The sequence below is a fragment of the Clavibacter tessellarius genome (assembly GCF_001618005.1).
Classification (GTDB): domain Bacteria; phylum Actinomycetota; class Actinomycetes; order Actinomycetales; family Microbacteriaceae; genus Clavibacter; species Clavibacter tessellarius_A.
The window spans coordinates 52,788-71,781 of sequence record NZ_LQXA01000051.1 but is presented as its reverse complement, the minus strand read 5'-3'; the positions used below and the strand labels follow the sequence as shown (position 1 = coordinate 71,781).

Annotated in this window: 11 protein-coding genes; 3 read left to right on the top strand and 8 right to left on the bottom strand. The window is 74.9% G+C overall.

Going from position 1 to position 18,994, the window contains the following annotated elements:
- From AWH51_RS13835 to AWH51_RS13805, 7 genes are all read right to left on the bottom strand, one after another.
- Nucleotides 1-1,017: AAA family ATPase (locus AWH51_RS13835; protein WP_063072642.1), on the bottom strand; the 1,017-nt coding region annotated here is incomplete at its 3' end.
- Nucleotides 1,018-1,154: 137 nt separating this feature from the next.
- A complete protein-coding gene (locus tag AWH51_RS13830) occupies nucleotides 1,155-7,043 on the bottom strand; it encodes an Ig-like domain-containing protein (protein ID WP_131798146.1) in 5,889 nt (1,962 codons plus the stop codon).
- Nucleotides 7,022-8,662, bottom strand: a complete 1,641-nt coding sequence (locus AWH51_RS13825; RefSeq protein WP_063072640.1) for a serine/threonine-protein kinase — start codon at nucleotides 8,660-8,662, stop codon at nucleotides 7,022-7,024. The genes AWH51_RS13830 and AWH51_RS13825 overlap by 22 nt, the downstream gene beginning before the upstream one ends.
- Before the next feature lie 189 nt (nucleotides 8,663-8,851).
- Complete coding sequence (locus tag AWH51_RS13820) at nucleotides 8,852-10,192, bottom strand: citrate synthase (RefSeq protein WP_081235137.1); 1,341 nt, start codon at nucleotides 10,190-10,192, stop codon at nucleotides 8,852-8,854.
- Between the two features lie 160 nt (nucleotides 10,193-10,352).
- Entirely contained in the window at nucleotides 10,353-11,465 is a 1,113-nt protein-coding gene (dapC, locus tag AWH51_RS13815) for a succinyldiaminopimelate transaminase (protein ID WP_063072639.1), read from the bottom strand.
- Between the two features lie 5 nt (nucleotides 11,466-11,470).
- Complete coding sequence (fdxA, locus tag AWH51_RS13810; protein WP_043674720.1) at nucleotides 11,471-11,791, bottom strand: ferredoxin; 321 nt, start codon at nucleotides 11,789-11,791, stop codon at nucleotides 11,471-11,473.
- A 41-nt stretch (nucleotides 11,792-11,832) separates the two neighbouring features.
- The gene (locus tag AWH51_RS13805) at nucleotides 11,833-13,155 is read right to left on the bottom strand and encodes a PIG-L family deacetylase (protein ID WP_063072638.1); all 1,323 of its coding nucleotides are present in this window, start codon (nucleotides 13,153-13,155) and stop codon (nucleotides 11,833-11,835) included.
- Nucleotides 13,156-13,360: 205 nt separating this feature from the next.
- On the opposite strand from AWH51_RS13805, the gene efeU reads away from it, so the two are divergent.
- From efeU to efeB, 3 genes are all read left to right on the top strand, one after another.
- Nucleotides 13,361-14,269 carry an iron uptake transporter permease EfeU gene (efeU, locus tag AWH51_RS13800; protein WP_063072637.1) on the top strand — a complete coding sequence of 303 codons (909 nt, stop codon included), beginning with the start codon at nucleotides 13,361-13,363 and terminating at the stop codon, nucleotides 14,267-14,269.
- 80 nt (nucleotides 14,270-14,349) lie between these two features.
- Nucleotides 14,350-15,558 carry an iron uptake system protein EfeO gene (gene efeO / locus AWH51_RS13795; RefSeq protein ID WP_063072636.1) on the top strand — a complete coding sequence of 403 codons (1,209 nt, stop codon included), beginning with the start codon at nucleotides 14,350-14,352 and terminating at the stop codon, nucleotides 15,556-15,558.
- Nucleotides 15,555-16,898 (top strand): iron uptake transporter deferrochelatase/peroxidase subunit, encoded by a 1,344-nt coding sequence (efeB, locus tag AWH51_RS13790; RefSeq protein ID WP_063072635.1) that lies wholly within the window; start codon nucleotides 15,555-15,557, stop codon nucleotides 16,896-16,898. The genes efeO and efeB overlap by 4 nt, the downstream gene beginning before the upstream one ends.
- Before the next feature lie 148 nt (nucleotides 16,899-17,046).
- Here efeB and typA read toward each other — a convergent pair whose 3' ends face one another.
- On the bottom strand, nucleotides 17,047-18,954 hold the full coding sequence (gene typA / locus AWH51_RS13785) for a translational GTPase TypA (protein ID WP_063072634.1): 1,908 nt from the start codon (nucleotides 18,952-18,954) through the stop codon (nucleotides 17,047-17,049).
- Between the last annotated feature and the right edge of the window lie 40 nt (nucleotides 18,955-18,994).

Sequence of the window (18,994 nt, the reverse complement as noted above, 5' to 3'; positions counted from 1 at the left end):
CGTGCCGACGCCGGCACCCGCGGCGCCGGCGTCGCCCGCGGACGGCGCCCCCGCGTGCCGGTCGCGCGGCGGCACGGTCTCGATGAGGATCTGCGACAGCACGCTCGTGGCGGTGACCCCGTCGAACTCGGCCTCGGGATCCAGCAGCAGGCGGTGCGCGAGCACGGGCTCGGCGAGCGCCTTCACGTCGTCGGGCACCACGTAGTGCCGGCCGTCCGCGGCGGCCCAGGTGCGCGCGGCGCGCAGGAGGGCGAGGGCGCCGCGCACGCTCGCGCCGAGCCGCACCTCGGGCGCCTGGCGGGTGGCGTCGACGAGGCGCACCACGTAGTCGGCGACCGCGGGATCCACGTGCACGGTGCCCGCGCGCTCCTGCAGCGCCCGCACCGAGGCGGCCGTGGCGACGGGGGCGAGCGTCACGTCGTGCGCGCTGACGGAGGCGCCCTGCAGGATCCTGAGCATCGACTCGTGGTCGGGGTACCCGATGGAGGTGCGCAGCAGGAACCGGTCGAGCTGCGCCTCGGGCAGCGCGTAGGTGCCCGCCTGCTCGATCGGGTTCTGCGTCGCGATCACCAGGAACGGGTCGCCCACGTCGTGGGGCGCGCCGTCGACCGTGACGCGGCCCTCCTCCATCACCTCGAGGAGCGCGGACTGGGTCTTCGGGCTCGCGCGGTTGATCTCGTCGGCCAGCACGATGCTCGCGAACACGGGCCCGCGGTGGAACTCGAACCCGCCCGTGCGCTGGTCGTAGACGCTGACGCCCGTGATGTCGCCGGGGAGCAGGTCGGGCGTGAACTGCACGCGGCTGTGCGTGCCGTCGACCGTCTGCGCCATGGCGCGCGCGAGCGAGGTCTTGCCGGTGCCGGGCACGTCCTCGAGCAGGAGGTGCCCTCCCGTCACCATCGCGGTGAACGCGAGCCGCACCACGTGCGACTTGCCGAGCAGCACCTGCTCCACGTTGCGCACGAGCGCGGCGAACTCGTCCTGGAAGGCGCGGGCCTCGTCGGCGGTCATCGTCATGGGGGCGTGCCTCTCGGGTGCGGACGCGGGTGCGGGTGCGGGTCCGGGTCCGGGTGCGGACGCGGGTGCGGGTGCGGGTGCGGGTGCGGGTGCGGGAGCGTGGGCGTGTCCGGGTCCGGCGGCCGCGGGGTCGGCCGTCATCCGCGGTGGGCGTACGTGTACAGGGTGCCCGAGTCCGCGGCGACGCGCACCTCCAGGATCCGCTCGGCGCCCGCCGGCAGGGCGCAGGATCCGGCCGCTCCGGAGGAGCCGTCCGTCCACGCGCCCTCGCCGCCGCAGCGCCACTCGCTCCGGGCGTAGCCGCCGCCGACCGCGGGCGGGGTGGAGGTCCAGGAGACGATCGTGCCGCCGGCTGCGTCCGCCTCGAACCGCACGTCGCCGGCGCGCGCGTCGACCGCCGTGCCGGCGTCGACCGCGACCGACCAGCCGCTCGAGCGCGGACGTCCGTCGGTCCCCCGGTCGCCGCGCGGCAGCGAGACCGTGACGGCGGGCGCGGAGGGCGCCGCGCGCGGGGTGAGCTGACCGGCCTCGACGACCGTGCAGCCCTGGCTGTTGGCGGCGAGCACCGTGAACGCGACGGGCTGGTCGGCGGCGAGGCCCGCGAACACGTGGCTCGTGGCGCCGCCCACGTCGACCGCGGGACCGTGCTCGGCCGACCACGGCGTCACGCCCTCCGTGGCGACCGAGCAGCCGGGCGCGGATCCGGGCGCGTGCGGGGCCACGAGGTAGCGGATCCCGTCGACGCCCGGCCCCTGGAACGCCGGCCAGGAGACCGTGACGCGCGTCTCGTCCGCCGGGTCGGCGACGGCGGTGGGCGTGCCGGTCGCGGTCGGGGCGCCGCGCGGCGTGCCCGTGATGGAGGCGGTGAGCCACGCGGATCCGTCCTGCACCTGCGCGCTGTTGCGGGCGGCGACGCTCACGGCGACGGGCACCTCGGCGACGAGCGACGGATCCCGCACCTCGACGCTGGTGGCGTCCGCGGCCACCTGGCGGGTGACGCCGCCGACCGTCACGATGTACTGCGAGACCGGGCTCGACGACGAGGGCACCGCCGACGGCTGCCACGACACGCGCAGCCCGTCCGCGAGCGGCTCGGTGACGAGGCCGGCGGGCACGGCCGGCAGCACGTCCGACCACAGGCCCGAGATCGAGACGGGCTCCGAGGCGCCCACGCCGTTGACGGCCCGCACCTCGACCTGCACCGCGGACGACGGGCCGTTGCCGGGCGTCGGCACGGTGCACGTGGTGGACGGGCAGGTGGTCGTGGCGGTGACGACACCGCCGCGGAGCACGCGGACCTGGTAGCCCGTGATCGGCGACCCGTTGACGACGCCCGGCTCGAACGCGACCGTGAGCGCGCGGTCGGCGAAGCCCGTGGCGCGGAGGGCCGTGACCGGTCCCGGGCGGTCCTGCACGTGGATCACGACGGTGCCGAACGCGGCCCGGCCCGCGTCGCCCGTGGCGTCGCGCACCTCGTACTGCACGCGCACGTCGCCCGGCACGGCGTCGGCGGACGCGGCGACGGCGAGCGTCGCGCGGTCGGCCGACGGCGTCACCGTCACGCCCGCCGGGAGGCTCGCGCCGTCGGCCCCGCGGATGGACGCGACCGTGAGCGGCGCGCCCGGGAAGGGGTTCCCCGCCTGGTCGTTGGCGAGCACGTCGATCGTGGTGGCGGATCCGCGCGTCACGGTGCCCTCGTCGGTCGCCGGCTGGGCGAGCGGCCGCGTCGACGGCACGACCCGGAGGTCCACCCGTCCGGCGCGTCCGGCCTGCGTGGCGTCGCGCACGCTCACGGCGAAGGACGTCGCGACGCCCTTCTCCACGCCCGCGTCGGCCGAGAGGCGCAGCGTGCCGCCCTCGACGGAGGCGCGGAAGCCCTCGCCCACAGCGCCCTCGATCGCGTACGCGAGCTGCCCGCGGTCGTCCTGGTACGGGTAGGCGGTGAGGCGGCCGAGGTCGATGTCCTTGGGCTGGCCGGGCTCCAGGTCGATGACCGCGCCCGTGAACACGGGCGGCTGGTTCTCGGTGGGCGTGACCGTGACGGGGAGCACGAGCGCGGCCGTGCGCCCACCGCCGTCGCCCGCGGAGTCGGTGACCGTGAAGGAGAGCGCGGCGGGGCCGAAGTAGCCGGGCTCGCTGCGGTACGCGACGGTGTCGTCGTCGACGAGCTCCACGGGTCCGTCGGCGTGCGTGGCGGAGAGGGAGTTGGGGTCGGCGATGCGCACGGCCCGGCCGCCCGCGGCCACCACGTGGTCGTCGAGATCGACGACGAGCCGCTCGCCGCTCGCGACGGACGGCCGCGGCTGTCCCACGCGCAGCTGCGGCAGCGTGTCCTCGAAGCCGGGCACCCAGACGAAGGCGGTCGCGGTGACGCCCTGGTCGTCCGGCTGCGCCACCGTGAACGGCACGATGCGGCGCGCGTCGCCGACCTCCACGCGGATGCGGCCGTCGGGCGTCACGCGCGCCACGTCGTCGTAGCCCGCGCCGACGGAGAGCACGAGCGCCGACGCGTCGCCCTCCGCGGAGAACACGTTGCGCATCACGTCGACGTCGACGCTCGTGCGGTCGAGCACGTCGGAGAGCTGGAGCACGGTGTCGCGCGCGATCGGGCGCGTGGGCGGCGCGGCCGGATCCACGACGACCGTGAGGAACGCCTCGTCCGTGCCGCCGCGCGCGTTCCGCACGCCGTAGACGAAGCCGTAGCGCCCGGCCTCCTCGGGCGCGACGACGCGCACGGTGTCGCCGTCGAGCCCCGCGACGGGTCCCGCGGACTGCGGCTGCACCGAGACCAGCGAGAGCGCGCCGCCGTCCGGATCCGTGTCGTTCGCGAGCACCTGCACGCGGAGCACCCGGCCGGGCCGCACGGTGACGACGTCGGCCGTCGCGACCGGGTTCCTGGCGCCCTCGACCCGCGGGCTGATGCCCACGCGGATCGTGCCGGTCGCGCGCGCCCCGAGCCCGTCGACCACGGCGTACGCGAACGCGTCGGTGCCGGTGGAGTAGTCGCCGGCCCGGTAGTCGATCCAGTCGGGCCCGACCTCCGCGACCTGGCCCTTCTCGGGCCCGGCGTCCTGGCCGAGGAGCCGCACGGAGTCGCCGTCGGGGTCGATGCCCGTGAGCGGCACGGGGATCCGCACGGTCTCCCCCGCGAGCACGCGCGCCGTGAGCGGCCGCGGCACGGGCGCCGTGTTGGTCGCGGCGTCGGCCTCGCGCACCGACACCGTGAGGGTCGCGGTCGCCCACTGGCCGTCGGGCGCGACGGTGCGGTAGACGGCCGTGTGGTCGCCCGTGCGGTCGGGTGCGAGGTAGCGCAGGCGGTCGCCGCTCGCGAAGAGGAGGCCGGCGCCCTCGGGCAGCGGATCCACGAGCACCGGGTCGAGGCGCAGCGCGTCGCCGTCGGGCTGCTCGTCGTTGGCGAGCACGGGGATGTCGACGGCGTCGCCCACGCGCACGGCCACGCGGTCGTCGACGGCCACGGGCGGCTGCCGCACGGCGGGCTCGGGCACCTCGATCACGGTGATGACGCCCGTCGCGTCCGCGACGCCGTTGCTCACGCGGTAGCCCACGTCCACGGGTCCGTCGAGCGGCCGGGTGAGCGTGATCCGCACGAGCCGCTGCCCCACGACCTCCGCACGCACGCCGGCGGCGTCGCCGGGCGACACCGCGTCGGTGACCACGAGCACGCCGCCCGCGGGATCGAAGTCAGCGGCGAGCACGTCCACGTCCTGCGCCTCGAGCGCCCGCACGAACACGGTGTGCGGCACGGTCACGGGCCGGCCGTCGGACTCGGGGGCGCCGCGCACCTCGACGCGCACGACGCCCGTGGCCGTGGTCCGCCCGTCGGTCACGGTGTACTCGAGCAGGTGCGTGCCGGTCCGGGTGCCCTGCAGGCGGAGGGTGCCGGCCTCGAGGTCGGGCGTGACCTGCACGCCGGGTCGCGCGGGCGCCGACGCCAGCCGGATCGCGCCGCTCCCGCCGCGCGCATGCAGGAGCGCATCGACCGTGACCTCGCGCCCGACCGACGCCTGCACCACGAAGCCCTCGGCCACGAGCGGCACGTCGCCCGCGCGGCGGACGGTGACGACGAGCTCGCCCGCGCCCTCCTCGCGCCCGTCGGACACCTGGAGCGCGACCGTGCGCGTGTCGCCGCCGGCCCCCGCGTCCGTGTAGACGACCCGGCCGTCGGGCTTCCAGCTCACGGCGTCGGGCGCCGCGACGCTCGCCCGCGTGAGGTAGGTCGGATCCCCGTCGGGGTCGTACCAGCCGCCCAGCACGTCGGCCTGCAGGCGGCCGCCCTCGGCGACCGTGCCCGTGGCGGGCCGCGTCTGCACGGGCGGCGCGTTCTCGTCCGCGTCGCGCACGGCGACGCGCACGTCGGCGGACGCCGTGCCGCCGCGGCCGTCGCTCACGACGTAGGAGAGGCGCACGGTGCCCGCCGCCGTGGGCGCGAGCGCGAGCTGGAGGCCCTGGCCCTCGTCGACGATGTCGACCGCGCCGACCTGCGCGTCCACGGGGGTGACGGAGTCGATCACGAGCACGTCGCCGTTCGGGTCGTGGTCGTTGAGGAGCACGGGCAGCGGGCTCGTGCGGCCGGGCCGGGCGCCGAGGTCGTCGGCGACGGCGACGGGCGGCTGCTGCACGCGGTCGGTCTCGGGCGGGATGTCGGCGGTGCTCTGCTCGACGACCGTGTCGGACCGCTCGCGGTCGATGAGGTCCGACCAGTTGTCGATGACCCCCGCCCCGCGCTGCACGGCCCAGGCCGCGCCGCCACGCACGTCGTTGAGCACGACGCGCGGGCCGTCGACGAGGAACCGGAGCGCGGACTGCGCGGACACCCCGGCGATGTCGGTGAGGGCGCCGGCCGGGGTGCGCCGGGCGTCGCCGGCCTCCGCGCCGCCGACCGCGGCGGAGTCGACCGGTGCGACCGGCGCGGTCGGCGCGGTCGGTGCGGTCAGCGCGGTCAGCGAGGTCGGGGCGGCGTCGAGGCAGCGCTGCCAGGAGGATCCGCCGGTCCAGCCGGCGAACTCGCAGCCGTCCACGCGCACGGGCCGGGCGGGCGCGCCGGACGCGCGGTCGGCGACGACGACCGGGGCGCCGCCCGCGACGGGCACCTGCAGCAGGCCGCCGGTGTGGGCCACGAGCACGGCGTCGCCCGCGGAGGAGGCGCGCTGGAGGGCGACCTGCGCGTCGGCCGCGACGGATCCGCCGAGGTCGACCGCACGCCCGTCCACCCGCAGGGCGCGGGCGTCGGCGTCGTACAGCGCCCAGTGTCCGTCGACGCCCGTGAGCGCGAGGCGGCGGGCGGCCGGGCGGCCCGCCACCCCGGCCTCCACGGTCTCGCCGGGCACGGCGGCGGCGGGATCCGCCCCGGGGTCGACGGCCGCCCCCTCCGCCGGCGCGCCGACGGGCCCCACGTCCACCGTCTCCTCGACGGTGTCGTCCGTGGCGGCGCGGATGCGCGAGAGCGTGCCGGAGGCGGCCGAGTAGACGAGGAGCGTGCCGTCGTCGGCCATCGACGCGACCGCGTCGGCGCCGAGCGACAGGGTCGGTGCGCTCACCGCGTCGAAGGCGGCGAGGCCCGCGACGGGCACGAGCCAGAGCTGGCCGGTGGCGGGCACGAGGATCGCGACGCGCGACCCGGCGAGCATCACCTCCGCGCCCGCGGGCAGCGGCGCCGTGTCGACGACCGCGCTCGTGGCGTCGTCGACCACGTCGAGGCGCGAGGCGCCGCGGTCGGCGAGGAGCACGGTGGATCCGGACTGCAGCACGTCGATGTCCTCGCTGCGGGAGTCGACCACGCTGTCGAGCTCGAGCACCTGCGTGTTGGCGCGGCCGATGGCCTGCTGCGCGGCGTTGACGACCCACACGGATCCGTCGTCGAGGTCGATGCGCTGGGCGTCGTAGCCGTCCGAGACGAGCGCGAAGCCCGTGAGGAGCGCGAGCACGACGGCGCCTCCCGTCACGGTGGTCGCGGCCTGGCGGTGGCGGCGGATCCAGTCGCGGATCATCGCGGGAGCTCGGCGCACTTCTCGGTCGACGCCCGGCCGGCGACGCCGTCGCGCGTGACGGTCACGGTGACGCAGGCCCGGTCGCCCGAGCCCGCCGCGCCCGCGGTCCCCGGGCCACCCGAGGTGACCCGGAACGACGTGTCGCGCTGGGTGCTCGGCAGGCCGCCGTCGCGCACCACCTGGTACGCGTCGTCGGCGCCGAGGCCGGGGTCGTCCCAGGAGAAGAGGATGCCGTCGTCCGTCGCGGAGGCCTCGATGGCGCCGACGACCGGGATGTCGCGCGCCCCGGTGCCGCCGCCGGATCCGCCGAGGAGCACGCCGACCAGCACGCTCGCGACGACCGCGCCGGACGCCGCCGCCACCAGCGCGATGCGGTTCCGCACCAGGAACGGGCGCGGTCCCGGCGCGGGCGGGCGGCCGGAGCCGGAGGCGCCCACGGGCCCGGATCCGGAGCGGCCCAGGGAGGTGGACGCGGGATCCGCGCGCCCCGGCTCCGACGCGGACGGGGTGCCCGTGCCGCGCGCGGACGCGCGCCGGGCGGGATCCGCAGCCGACGGTCGCGCGCCCGCCGCCGCCCCGGAACCCGCCGCCCCGGCACCCGCCACCGCGCGCGCCCGGGGAGCGCCGGCTGTCACCGTCGCCTTCCGCCGCACCCGGCGGACGACGGCACGCGGGCCGGCCGCGCCCGGATCCACCTGCACGATGCCGCGCACGCGCGTCGGGTCGTCGTCCTCCTCGACCCCGGCCGCCACCGCGGACGCCCACTCCTCGCTCGCCACCTCGAGCGGCGTCTGCGCGAGCTGGAGCTCCGCCTCCACCGCCTGCAGCTCGCGCACGAACGCGAGCGCCGAACCCGGCCGCGCCTCCGGCTGGCGCGACATCGACCGGCGCAGCACCAGCTCGAGCCGCTCGGGCACGTCCGCGCGGCCGGTCGGCAGGGGCCTGGCCTTCTGGATGCGGGCGACGAGGTCCGCGGGAGCGTTCCGCCCGCCCGGCACCTCGAACGGGCTCCGTCCGGCGAGCAGCGAGTGCACGGTGGCCGCGAGCGACCACACCTCGCTCCGCACGGTGCCCGGGCTCTCGTCGGCGAGCACCTCGGGCGCCGACCACGGGATCGACAAGCCCACCGCGTCGGTCGCCGCCGCGTCCTCGAGCGTGGACGCGATGCCGAAGTCGCTGAGGACGGGGTGCCCGAACGCGGTCGTGAGGATGTTCGCCGGCTTGATGTCGCGGTGCAGCACGCCCGCGCGGTGGGCGGTCTCCACGGCGCTCGCGATGCGGATCCCCACGCGCAGCACCTCGGCGACGCCGAGCGGCTCGCGCCGGTACCGGTCGCTGAGGCTCGACGAGCACAGCTCCATCACGAGATAGGGCCGCCCGTCGGCCGCGACGCTCGCCTGGTGCACCGTGAGCACGGACGGGTGCGCGCTCAGCTGCGCCATGAGGTCGGCCTCGGCGCGGAACATGGCGCGCAGCCGGTCGGTCACGATCTCGGCGAGCATGACCTTGACCGCCACCTGCCGCCTGGGCATGTCCTGCTCGTAGAGGAACACGTCGGCGAAGCCGCCGGATCCGAGGACCGTCACGTAGCTGAACCCCGGCAGCACCGGCGGGGACGACGGCAGGCGTCTGGCCATGGCCCCCTCATCGGGTTCGGACCGACGGCAGGGACTGGTGCGGGCGGTGGCGGGTGATCGGCTCCCGTCGAGTCTAGGCTCCGGATCCGCGCGGGCACAGGGATCCGGCGCCCGCGGACGCCCCCTGTTCGGGAGCGTCCGCCGAGCGCTCGAGGCGGGCCGCGGGGTGGGTCGCGCGGTCGTTCGCGGTCAGTCGCGCGGGGGCAGGTCGCGCGCCGGCTGACCCACGTAGAGCTGCTGCGGACGGCCGATCTTGGTGGCCTGGTCCTCGTTCATCTCGCGCCAGTGCGCGATCCAGCCGGGCAGGCGCCCGATGGTGAACAGCGCCGTGAACATGCGCGTGGGGAAGCCCATGGCCTTGTAGATGACGCCCGTGTAGAAGTCGACGTTCGGGTACAGCTTCCGCTCGATGAAGTAGTCGTCCGCGAGCGCGACGGCCTCGAGCTCCTTGGCGATGTCGAGCAGCGGGTCTTGGATGCCGAGGGCCGCGAGCACCTCGTCGGCGCTCTCCTTCACCAGGCGGGCGCGCGGGTCGAAGTTCTTGTAGACGCGGTGCCCGAAGCCCATGAGGCGGACGCCGTCCTCCTTGTTCTTCACGCGCTCCACGTAGCGGTCGACGCCCTCGCCGGAGTCGCGGATGCGGCCGAGCATCGCCAGCACGGCCTCGTTCGCGCCGCCGTGCAGCGGACCGAAGAGCGCGCCGATGCCCGCGGAGACGGAGGAGAACATGTTCGCCTCGGTGGATCCGACGAGCCGCACCGTCGACGTCGACGCGTTCTGCTCGTGGTCCTCGTGGAGGATGAGCAGGCGCTCGAGCGCGCGGCTGACCACCGGGTCCACCTCGTAGGGCTCGGCGTTGTTGCCGAAGTTGAGGCGGAGGAAGTTGTCCACGAACGACAGCGAGTTGTCCGGGTAGAGGAACGCCTGGCCGAGGCTCTTCTTGTGCGCGTACGCCGCGATGACCGGCAGCTTCGCCAGCAGGCGCAGCGTGGAGATCTCGACCTGCTCCGGGTCGTGGACGCTCAGCGAGTCCTCGTAGTAGGTGGAGAGGGCGGACACCGCGCTCGACAGCACCGACATGGGGTGCGCGTTCGTGGGGAGGGCGCGGAAGAGGCCCTTGAAGTCCTCGTGCAGGAGCGTGTGGCGGCGGATGTCCTCCTCGAACCCGCCGAGCTGGTCCGCGGTGGGCAGCTCGCCGTGGATGAGGAGCCAAGCCACCTCGAGGTAGCTCGACTGGCGCGCGAGCTGCTCGATGGGGTAGCCGCGGTAGCGGAGGATGCCCTGCTCGCCGTCGATGTACGTGATGGCCGAGCGGGTCGACGCCGTGTTGACGAAGCCGTTGTCGAGCGTCGTGAGGCCCGTCTTCTTCGTGAGCGCCGAGATGTCGATGCTGGACGCGCCGTCGACCGCGGGGAGGATGGGGAACTCCACCCGTCCGCCCGGGTACGTCAGCGTCGCCGTGGGCTTCTCCTGCGCCTGGGGCTCGTCCGCCTTCGGCCGGTCGTCCGCCTGCTGCCCGCCATCGGTCACGGCGCCTCCTCGAGTCTGGGTGGGTGGCCCGGGGGATGCGCGCCGCCGGGCGCTCGTGGCGCCCTCGCGGCGCCGGGGATCCGAGCCGACTACAGCCTAAAGGGCCGACCGGGACGCTGTCGCCTCCGCCAGCATCCGGGCGGATCCGTCGGAGGTCGTGCTACGTGGAGGAGGCGGCGCGGAGCCGCGCCGCCGCCGCCTGGACGCGCTCGTCCGTCGCCGTGAGCGAGAGGCGCACGTGCTCGGGCGACGCATCGCCGTAGAACGGGCCGGGCCCGGCGAGGATCCCGAGGTCGGCCAGCTCCGCGATGCCCTCCCAGGCGTCGCGCCCGCGCGTCGCCCAGAGGTAGAGGCCGGCCTCGCTCGCGTCGATGCGCCAGCCGGCGGCCTCGAGCGCGGGCCGGAGCACGTCGCGGCGCATTCGGTAGAGCTCGCGCTGGGCGCGCACGTGGTCGTCGTCGCCGAGCGCCACCGCCATGGCGTGCTGGAGCGGCGCGGGCGGGAGCAGCCCCGTGTGCTTGCGGACCCGGATCAGCCGCGCGATCACGTCCCGGTCGCCTGCCACGAGCGCGGCGCGGTACCCCGCGAGGTTGGACTGCTTGCTCAGCGAGTAGAGCGCGAGGACTCCCGTGTGGTCGTCGCCCACGACGCGCGCGTCGAGGATCGAGGGCGTCGGCCCGTCGGCCCACTCCCCCTCCCAGCCGAGCTCGGCGTAGCACTCGTCGCTCGCGATCACGGCGCCGAGCTCCCGGGCGCGCGCGACGGCGGCCCGCAGCTCGTCGACGTCGAGCACGCGGCCGTCGGGATTGCCGGGCGAGTTCAGCCAGACGAGGCGCGTGGACGCGGGCCACGCGGCCGGGTCGTCGGCCGGCACGCTCTCCGCGCCCGCGAGCGCCGCCCCGATCGCGTACGTCGGGTACGAGACGCGCGGGTGCACGACGACGTCGCCCTCGCCGAGGCCGAGCATGAACGGCAGCCAGGCCACCATCTCCTTGGAGCCGATGGTCGGCAGCACCTGCTCGACGTCGAGGTCGGCGTTCCGGCGCCGGGCGTGCCAGTCGACCATCGCCCGCCGGAGCTCCGGGGTGCCGACCGTGGTCGGGTACGCGTGCGCGTCGGTCGCCCAGGCGAGCGCGTCGCGGATGAGCGTCGGCGTCGGGTCGACGGGCGATCCGATGCTCAGGTCCACGATGCCGTCCGCATGCCGCCCCGCCCGCTCCGCGTACGGGGCCATGAGGTCCCAGGGGTAGTCGGGCAGCTCGCCGAGGGCCACGCGCGTCAGCCGTTCTGGGGCGGGAGCGCGGCGATGACGGGGTGGTCGGAGTGCGTCACGCCGACCTTGGTGGCGCCACCGGGCGAGCCCATCTCCGCGAAGAACTCGACGTTCGCGGTGTAGTAGTCGCTCCAGCGCTCGGGCAGGTCGTCCTCGTAGTAGATGGCCTCGACGGGGCACACGGGCTCGCAGGCGCCGCAGTCCACGCACTCGTCGGGGTGGATGTAGAGCGACCGCTCGCCCTCGTAGATGCAGTCCACCGGGCACTCGTCGATGCAGGCGCGGTCCTTGACGTCGACACAGGGTAGGGCGATGACGTAGGTCACTTCGGGCGGGTCCTTCCGGGAGCGGTGCGGCCCGAGAGAGTCTACGCGGCGCCGTGAGCGGCACCCGCCGGGGCGCCGTCCGCGGACGACCCCGGGGCGCCGTCCGGCCGGGCATGGCCGCGCGGCGCGAACCGCGGCCACACGACGACCACGGCCACGAGGATCGCGGGCGCGACCGCCCACACCTGGCTCACCCAGTCGCGCGGGAAGAGGACGGATCCGCCGGGCCCGCTCATCCCGAGCACCGCCACGGCCACGACCGCGCCGAGGCCGAGGCACAGGGCGTGCAGCCGGTCGACCAGCAGCAGCCGGAACGCGACGAGGAGGCAGGCGAGCGTCACGAGCGCGAGCACGAGCCCGACGGGGACGCCGACCCCGCCGACCGCGAGCGGCGCGCGGTGGGCGACCGTGCCGATGGCGCCCACGAGGAGGCCGAGCACGAGGGACGCTGCGGCGGTGCCGATGCGCTGCAGGCCGCGCGGCGCGAGGTCGGCGTCGCCCGCCGCGCCGTCGGCGCCGGCCGGCCGGTGCGACCGGAACAGCTCGACGGCCCCGATGGGCTCGCCGACGCCGTGCGACAGCGCGAACTGGTCGCCGTCCACGACGACCTGCGTGCGGTGCGCGGCGATGGCCCGGGTCTTCGCGTCGAGCACCTCGGTGACGTCGACCGCCAGGTCCACGGCGTCGTCGGGCAGCACGAGCATGCCGGCCGGGCGCGCGTCGGGTGCGGGGAACCGGCCGCGCGCGGCCACGCGCTCGTGCGCCTCCCGCGCCGACGACTCGGTCGTGGTGATGAGGTACGCCGGCACCCCCGCCTCCTCGGCGGCCCAGGTGGCGATGACGTGCACGCGCTTGTGGTCGGGGTGGCCGTAGCCGCCGTGGTCGTCGTAGGTGATGACGGTGGTCGCGTCGACGTCGGCGATGACCGCCAGCACGTCGCGCGCCTCGTCGGCCTCGTCGCCGGCGGACAGCGAGTCGGGGTCGAGCGGCTGGAGGGCCACGGGCACGCCGTCGTCGCCCCACTCCATGCCGGAGTCGACGTAGCGGCGGGGCACGAGCCCCCGCCAGCGCGCGCCGACGTCGCCGAGGAAGCGGTGGTCGACGACCCCGAGCGCGGCCATGGCGTCGGCCAGCTCCGTCTCCCGGTGGTCCGCGAGCGCCTTGAGGTCGCCCTCGAGGTGGCGGAGCTCCTCCGGGATGACGTCGCCCCGCTCGCCGCGCGTGCAGGTGAGCACGGTGACGGGGACGCCGTCGCGCACGAGCTTCGCGATGGTGCCGCCCGTGACGATGCTCTCGTCGTCGGGGTGGGCGTGCACGAAGAGGACGTGCTCGCGCGCGGGACGGGAGGTCGAGCCGGGGATCATCGGGCGATCCTATCCGCGCGCGCGATGCCGCTCGCTGGGCGCGGGGGCCGCGCACCCGCGCACTCCGCCGTCCGCGGGGGACGACGGACTGGACGCGCTCCCGGCCCCGCGCTACTGTGCACGAGGTAAGGCAAGCCTCACCTACATTTCCCCACATCAGCAATAGGGCGCGCCCGACGCGCCCACCGCCCGGAGAGGCGCACGCGTGTTCGCGAACTACCTGATCGGCCTGCGCGAGGGCCTCGAGGCCGCGCTGGTCGTCACCATCCTCATCGCCTACGTGGTGAGGATCGGCCGACGCGACGTGCTCGGCCGGCTGTGGCTCGGCGTCGGACTGGCGGTGCTCCTCGCGCTCTCGGTCGGCGCGATCCTCACCTACGGCGCCTACGGGCTCACGTTCGAGGCGCAGGAGGCCATCGGCGGCTCCCTCTCCATCGTCGCCACGGGCCTCGTCACCTGGATGGTGTTCTGGATGCTCCGCACCGCGAAGGACATGCGCTCCGAGCTCCAGGGCGCCGTCGACCGCGCCATCCAGGGCGCCGCCTGGGGCCTCGTCGCCGTCGCGTTCCTCGCGGTCGGCCGCGAGGGCATCGAGACGGCGCTGTTCCTCTGGTCGGCCGTGCAGGCCACCGGCGCCACGACCCTGCCGCTCCTCGGCGCCGGCCTCGGCATCGTCACCGCCGTCGCGCTCGGCTGGCTCGTGTACCGCGGGGTGCTGCGGATCGACCTCGCCCGCTTCTTCACCTGGACGGGCGCGCTCCTCATCGTGGTGGCCGGCGGCGTGCTCGCGTACGGCGTGCACGACCTCCAGGAGGCGGGCATCCTGCCGGGGCTGGACGCGCTCGCGTTCGACGTCTCCGGCGCCGTGCCGCCCGGATCCTGGTACGGCACGCTCCTCAAGGGCACCGTCAACTTCTCCCCCGCCACCACGTGGCTCGAGGCGATCACCTGGGTGCTGTACGTCGTGCCCACGCTCGCCGCCTACCTGACGCTCGCGCGGCGGGGTCGCCGTCCGCGGGCCGAGGCGGGCGCATCCGGCACCGCGTCCGCCGCCGGCGCGTCCGACGCCCGCGCCGCCTCCCCCGGGGCCGCGGACGCGACCACCACCCGCTGACCCCACGCACCCGCGCCTCCCCACACCACACCATCCCGTCCCATCCCGCCGGCACGCCGGCCCGCTCCCCCCGAGGACCCATGAAGCGCTCCACCCTCCCCGCCGCCGCCCTGCTCGCCGGCGCCGCCCTCGCCCTCTCGGGCTGCGTCGCGAACGCCCCCTCCGGATCCGCGGGGGACGGCGCCGCCGCGGCCTCCGGCATCACGCAGCTGACCGTCGACAGCTCGGCCGACGCCTGCACGGTCTCCGCCGCGACCGCGCCGAGCGGCACGGTCTCGTTCCACGTCACGAACTCCACCGACCAGGTGACGGAGTTCTACCTCCTCGCCGAGGACGGCCTCCGCATCGTCGGCGAGGTCGAGAACGTGAGCCCCGGCATCGAGCGCGACCTCGTGCTCACGGCGCAGCCCGGCAGCTACTACACCGTCTGCAAGCCCGGCATGGTGGGCGACGGCGTGGGCCGCGCGCCCTTCACGGTCACCGGCGACCAGGTCGCCCTCGCCGGCGACGCCGCGCAGCAGGGCCAGGACGCCGCCGCGAACTACCTCGCCTACGTCAAGGACCAGGTGAGCCGGCTCCTCCCCGCCACGCAGGAGTTCGCCGACGCCTACCTCGCGGGCGACGACGAGAGGGCGCGCTCGCTCTACCCCACGGCCCGGTCGTACTACGAGCGCGTGGAGCCGGTCGCGGAGTCCTTCGGCGACCTCGACCCGGCGATCGACTTCCGCGAGGCCGACGTCGATCCCGGCACCGAGTGGACCGGCTGGCACCGCATCGAGAAGGACCTCTGGCGGCCCGCGCCCGACGCGAACGGCGGAGACGTGTACGTGCCGCTCAGCGCCGGGGACCGCGCGCACTTCGCCCAGCAGCTGACCGCCGACACGCAGCGCCTCTCCGACGCCGTGCACGCCGACGGCTTCTCGGTCGACATCTCCACGGTCTCGAACGGCGCCGTCGGGCTGATGGACGAGGTCGCGACCGGCAAGATCACGGGCGAGGAGGAGATCTGGTCGCACACCGACCTCTGGGACTTCCAGGCGAACCTCGAGGGCGCCCGCGTCGCCTACGAGGGCGTCCGCGACATCGTCGCCGCCAAGGACCCGCAGCTCGTCGCCACCCTCGACGCGCAGTTCGCGAAGCTCGAGACCGACCTCGCCGCCTACGGGTCGCTCGAGAAGGGCTTCACCGCCTACGACGCGCTGACGACGGACCAGGTCAAGGGCCTCGCGGACGGCGTGAACGCGCTGGCCGAGCCGCTGTCGAAGCTCACCGGGACGCTCGTCGGATGACCGACGGACACGAGGCGGCGGTCGCGCCCGACACGGACGACGCATCGTCTCCCGCGGACGCCGCGGACGCCCCGCGCGGCGTCTCCCGCCGCGGCGTCCTCGGGCTGCTGGGGGCCGGCGCGCTCGGCGGCGGGCTCGTGGGATCCGCCGCCGGCGTCATGGCCGACCGCGCCTTCGCCGGCGCGCGCCAGGCCGCGGGCGGCGCCACCTACGCGTTCCACGGAGCGCACCAGGCCGGCATCACCACGCCCGCGCAGGACCGCCTGCACTTCGCCGCGTTCGACGTGGCGGACATCGACCGCGACGGCCTCGTCTCCCTCCTGCGGGACTGGAGCGCCGCCGCGGCCCGGATGACGGCGGGCGGATCCGCGGGCCCGCTCGGCGCGGTCGACGGCCCCTACGACTCCCCGCCGGACGACACGGGCGAGGCCCTCGACCTCCCGCCGGCCGGCCTCACCATCACCTTCGGCCTCGGTCCGTCGCTGTTCACCACGGCCGACGGCATCGACCGGTTCGGCATCGCCGACCGCCGTCCCGCCGCGCTCGTCGACCTGCCGCGCTTCCCCGGTGAGGCGCTCGTGCCCCAGGCGACGGGCGGCGACCTCTGCATCCAGGCGTGCAGCGATGACCCGCAGGTCGCCGTGCACGCGATCCGCAACCTGTCGCGCATCGCCTTCGGCCGGGCGTCCATCCGCTGGTCGCAGCTCGGCTTCGGCCGCACGTCGTCCACGAGCCGCGCCCAGGTCACGCCGCGCAACCTCTTCGGCTTCAAGGACGGCACGGCGAACGTGAAGTCCGAGGACACCCGCGTGGTCGACGACCACGTCTGGGCCGACTCCGGCTCCGCGCCCGGCGAGGCCTGGATGCGGGGCGGTTCCTACCTCGTCGCGCGCCGCATCCGCATGACCATCGAGACGTGGGACCGCTCGACGCTCCGCGAGCAGGAGCGCGTCGTGGGCCGCACGAAGGACTCGGGGGCGCCGCTCAGCGGCGGCGAGGAGCACACGGCGCCCAACTTCGCCGCGACCGGTCGCGCCGGCGCTCCGCTCATCGACCGGGCGTCGCACGTGCGCCTCGCGCATCCGGACACGAACGGCGGCGCGGTGCTCCTCCGCCGCGGCTACAACTTCGTCGACGGCAACGACGACCTCGGCCGGCTGAACGCGGGGCTGTTCTTCCTGGCGTTCCAGCGGGATCCGCGGGAGCAGTTCATCCCCATCCAGCGCAGCCTCGCGCGCGACGCCATGAACGAGTACCTCCGCCATGTCGGCAGCGGGATCTGGGCGGTGCCGCCGGGCGCGACCCGCGACGGCTACGTGGGCGAGACGCTCTTCGGGTAGCCGGCCCCGCCCTCGCGCACCGCGTCGCGCACGGCGTCGCCGGCGGCGCTGCACCCCGTGAGCGCGAGCCCCGGAACGAGGACGAGCCCGGCCGCCCGCCCCTCCTGCGGAGGGAACGGGCGGACGGGCTCGTCGCGGTCCTGCTGCGCTACGCGTTCTGCTTCTTCAGCCGCGAGGTCTTGCGCTGCCGCGCGTTGGCGTCCAGCTCGACCTTCCGGATCCGGACGAACTCGGGCGTGACCTCCACGCACTCGTCCTCGCGGGCGAACTCGAGGCACTCCTCGAGCGTCAGCTTCCGCGAGGGCGTCATGCGCTCGAAGGAGTCGGAGGTGGACTGACGCATGTTGGTCAGCTGCTTCTCCTTGGTGATGTTCACGTCCATGTCGTCCGCGCGCGAGTTCTCGCCGACGACCATGCCCTCGTAGACCTCCTGGGTCGGCTCCACGAAGAACGACATGCGCTCCTGCAGGGCCACCATGGCGAACGGCGTGGCGACGCCCGCGCGGTCGGCGACGATCGAGCCGTTGACGCGGGTCGTGATCTCGCCCGCCCACTGCTCGTAGCCGTGCGACACGGCGTTGGCGATGCCCGCGCCGCGCGTGATGGTGAGGAACTCCGTGCGGAAGCCGATGAGGCCGCGCGACGGGACGACGAACTCCATGCGGACCCAGCCGGTGCCGTGGTTGGCCATGCCCTCCATGCGGCCCTTGCGGGCGGCGAGGAGCTGCGTGATCGCGCCGAGGTACTCCTCGGGCGAGTCGATGGTGAGGTGCTCGTACGGCTCGTGGACCTTGCCGTCGACCTGCTTCACGACCACCTGCGGCTTGCCGACGGTGAGCTCGAACCCCTCGCGGCGCATCTGCTCCACGAGGATCGCCAGCGCGAGCTCGCCGCGGCCCTGGATCTCCCACGCGTCCGGGCGGCCGATGTCGACCAGCTTGATGGAGACGTTTCCGATGAGCTCGCGGTCGAGGCGGTCCTTGACCATGCGCGCGGTGAGCTTGTGGCCCTTGACCTTGCCGATGAGCGGGCTCGTGTTGGTGCCGATGGTCATCGAGATGGCCGGGTCGTCGACCGTGATGGTGGGGAGCGGGCGGACGTCGTCCGGGTCGGCGAGCGTCTCGCCGATGGTGATGTCCTCGATGCCGGCGACGGCGACGATGTCGCCGGGGCCCGCGGACTCGGTCGGGAAGCGGTCGAGCGCCTTCGTGATGAGGAGCTCGGTGATCTTCACGTTCTTGACGGTGCCGTCGTGCTTGACCCAGGCGACCTGCTGGCCCTTCTTGATCGTGCCGTTGAAGACGCGGAGGAGGGCGAGGCGGCCGAGGAACGGCGACGCGTCGAGGTTGGTGACGTGCGCCTGCAGGGGGTGCTCGTCGTCGTAGGTGGGCGCCGGGACGTGGTCGAGGATCGCCTTGAAGAGGGGCTCGAGGTCGTCGTTGTCGGGCAGCTCGCCGTTCGCGGGCTTGGTGTCGCTCGCGGCGCCGTTGCGGCCGGAGGCGTAGACGACGGGCACGTCGAGGATCGCGTCGAGGTCGAGGTCCGGGTGCTCGTCCGACATGTCGGAGGCGAGGCCGAGGAGGAGGTCCTGGCTCTCAGCGACGACCTCGTCGATGCGCGCATCGGGGCGGTCGGTCTTGTTGACCAGGAGGATGACGGGCAGCTTCGCCTCGAGCGCCTTGCGGAGCACGAAGCGCGTCTGGGGCAGCGGGCCCTCGGACGCGTCCACCAGGAGCACGACGCCGTCGACCATGGACAGGCCGCGCTCGACCTCGCCGCCGAAGTCGGCGTGGCCCGGGGTGTCGATCACGTTGATGACGATCGGCGTGCCGTCGGCGTGCTTCCCGTTGTAGAGCACCGCGGTGTTCTTCGCGAGGATCGTGATGCCCTTCTCGCGCTCGAGGTCGTTCGAGTCCATCATCCGGTCCTCGCCCTCGAAGTGGGCGTCGAACGAGTTCGTCTGCTTGAGCATGGCGTCCACCAGGGTGGTCTTGCCGTGGTCCACGTGGGCCACGATGGCCACATTGCGGAGGTCGTTGCGCGCGACTAGCGCCATAGTGCTGTCCTTCAGTGGAGAGGGTGCCGGCCTTGTCATC

Excerpts from the sequence above, each read along its gene's own strand:
- AWH51_RS13825 (WP_063072640.1), bottom strand. The coding sequence starts at position 8,662 with ATGGCCAGACGCCTGCCGTCGTCCCCGCCGGTGCTGCCGGGGTTCAGC.
- AWH51_RS13805 (WP_063072638.1), bottom strand. The coding sequence starts at position 13,155 with ATGATCCCCGGCTCGACCTCCCGTCCCGCGCGCGAGCACGTCCTCTTC.
- efeO (WP_063072636.1), top strand. The coding sequence starts at position 14,350 with ATGAAGCGCTCCACCCTCCCCGCCGCCGCCCTGCTCGCCGGCGCCGCC.
- efeB (WP_063072635.1), top strand. The coding sequence starts at position 15,555 with ATGACCGACGGACACGAGGCGGCGGTCGCGCCCGACACGGACGACGCA.
- typA (WP_063072634.1), bottom strand. The coding sequence starts at position 18,954 with ATGGCGCTAGTCGCGCGCAACGACCTCCGCAATGTGGCCATCGTGGCC.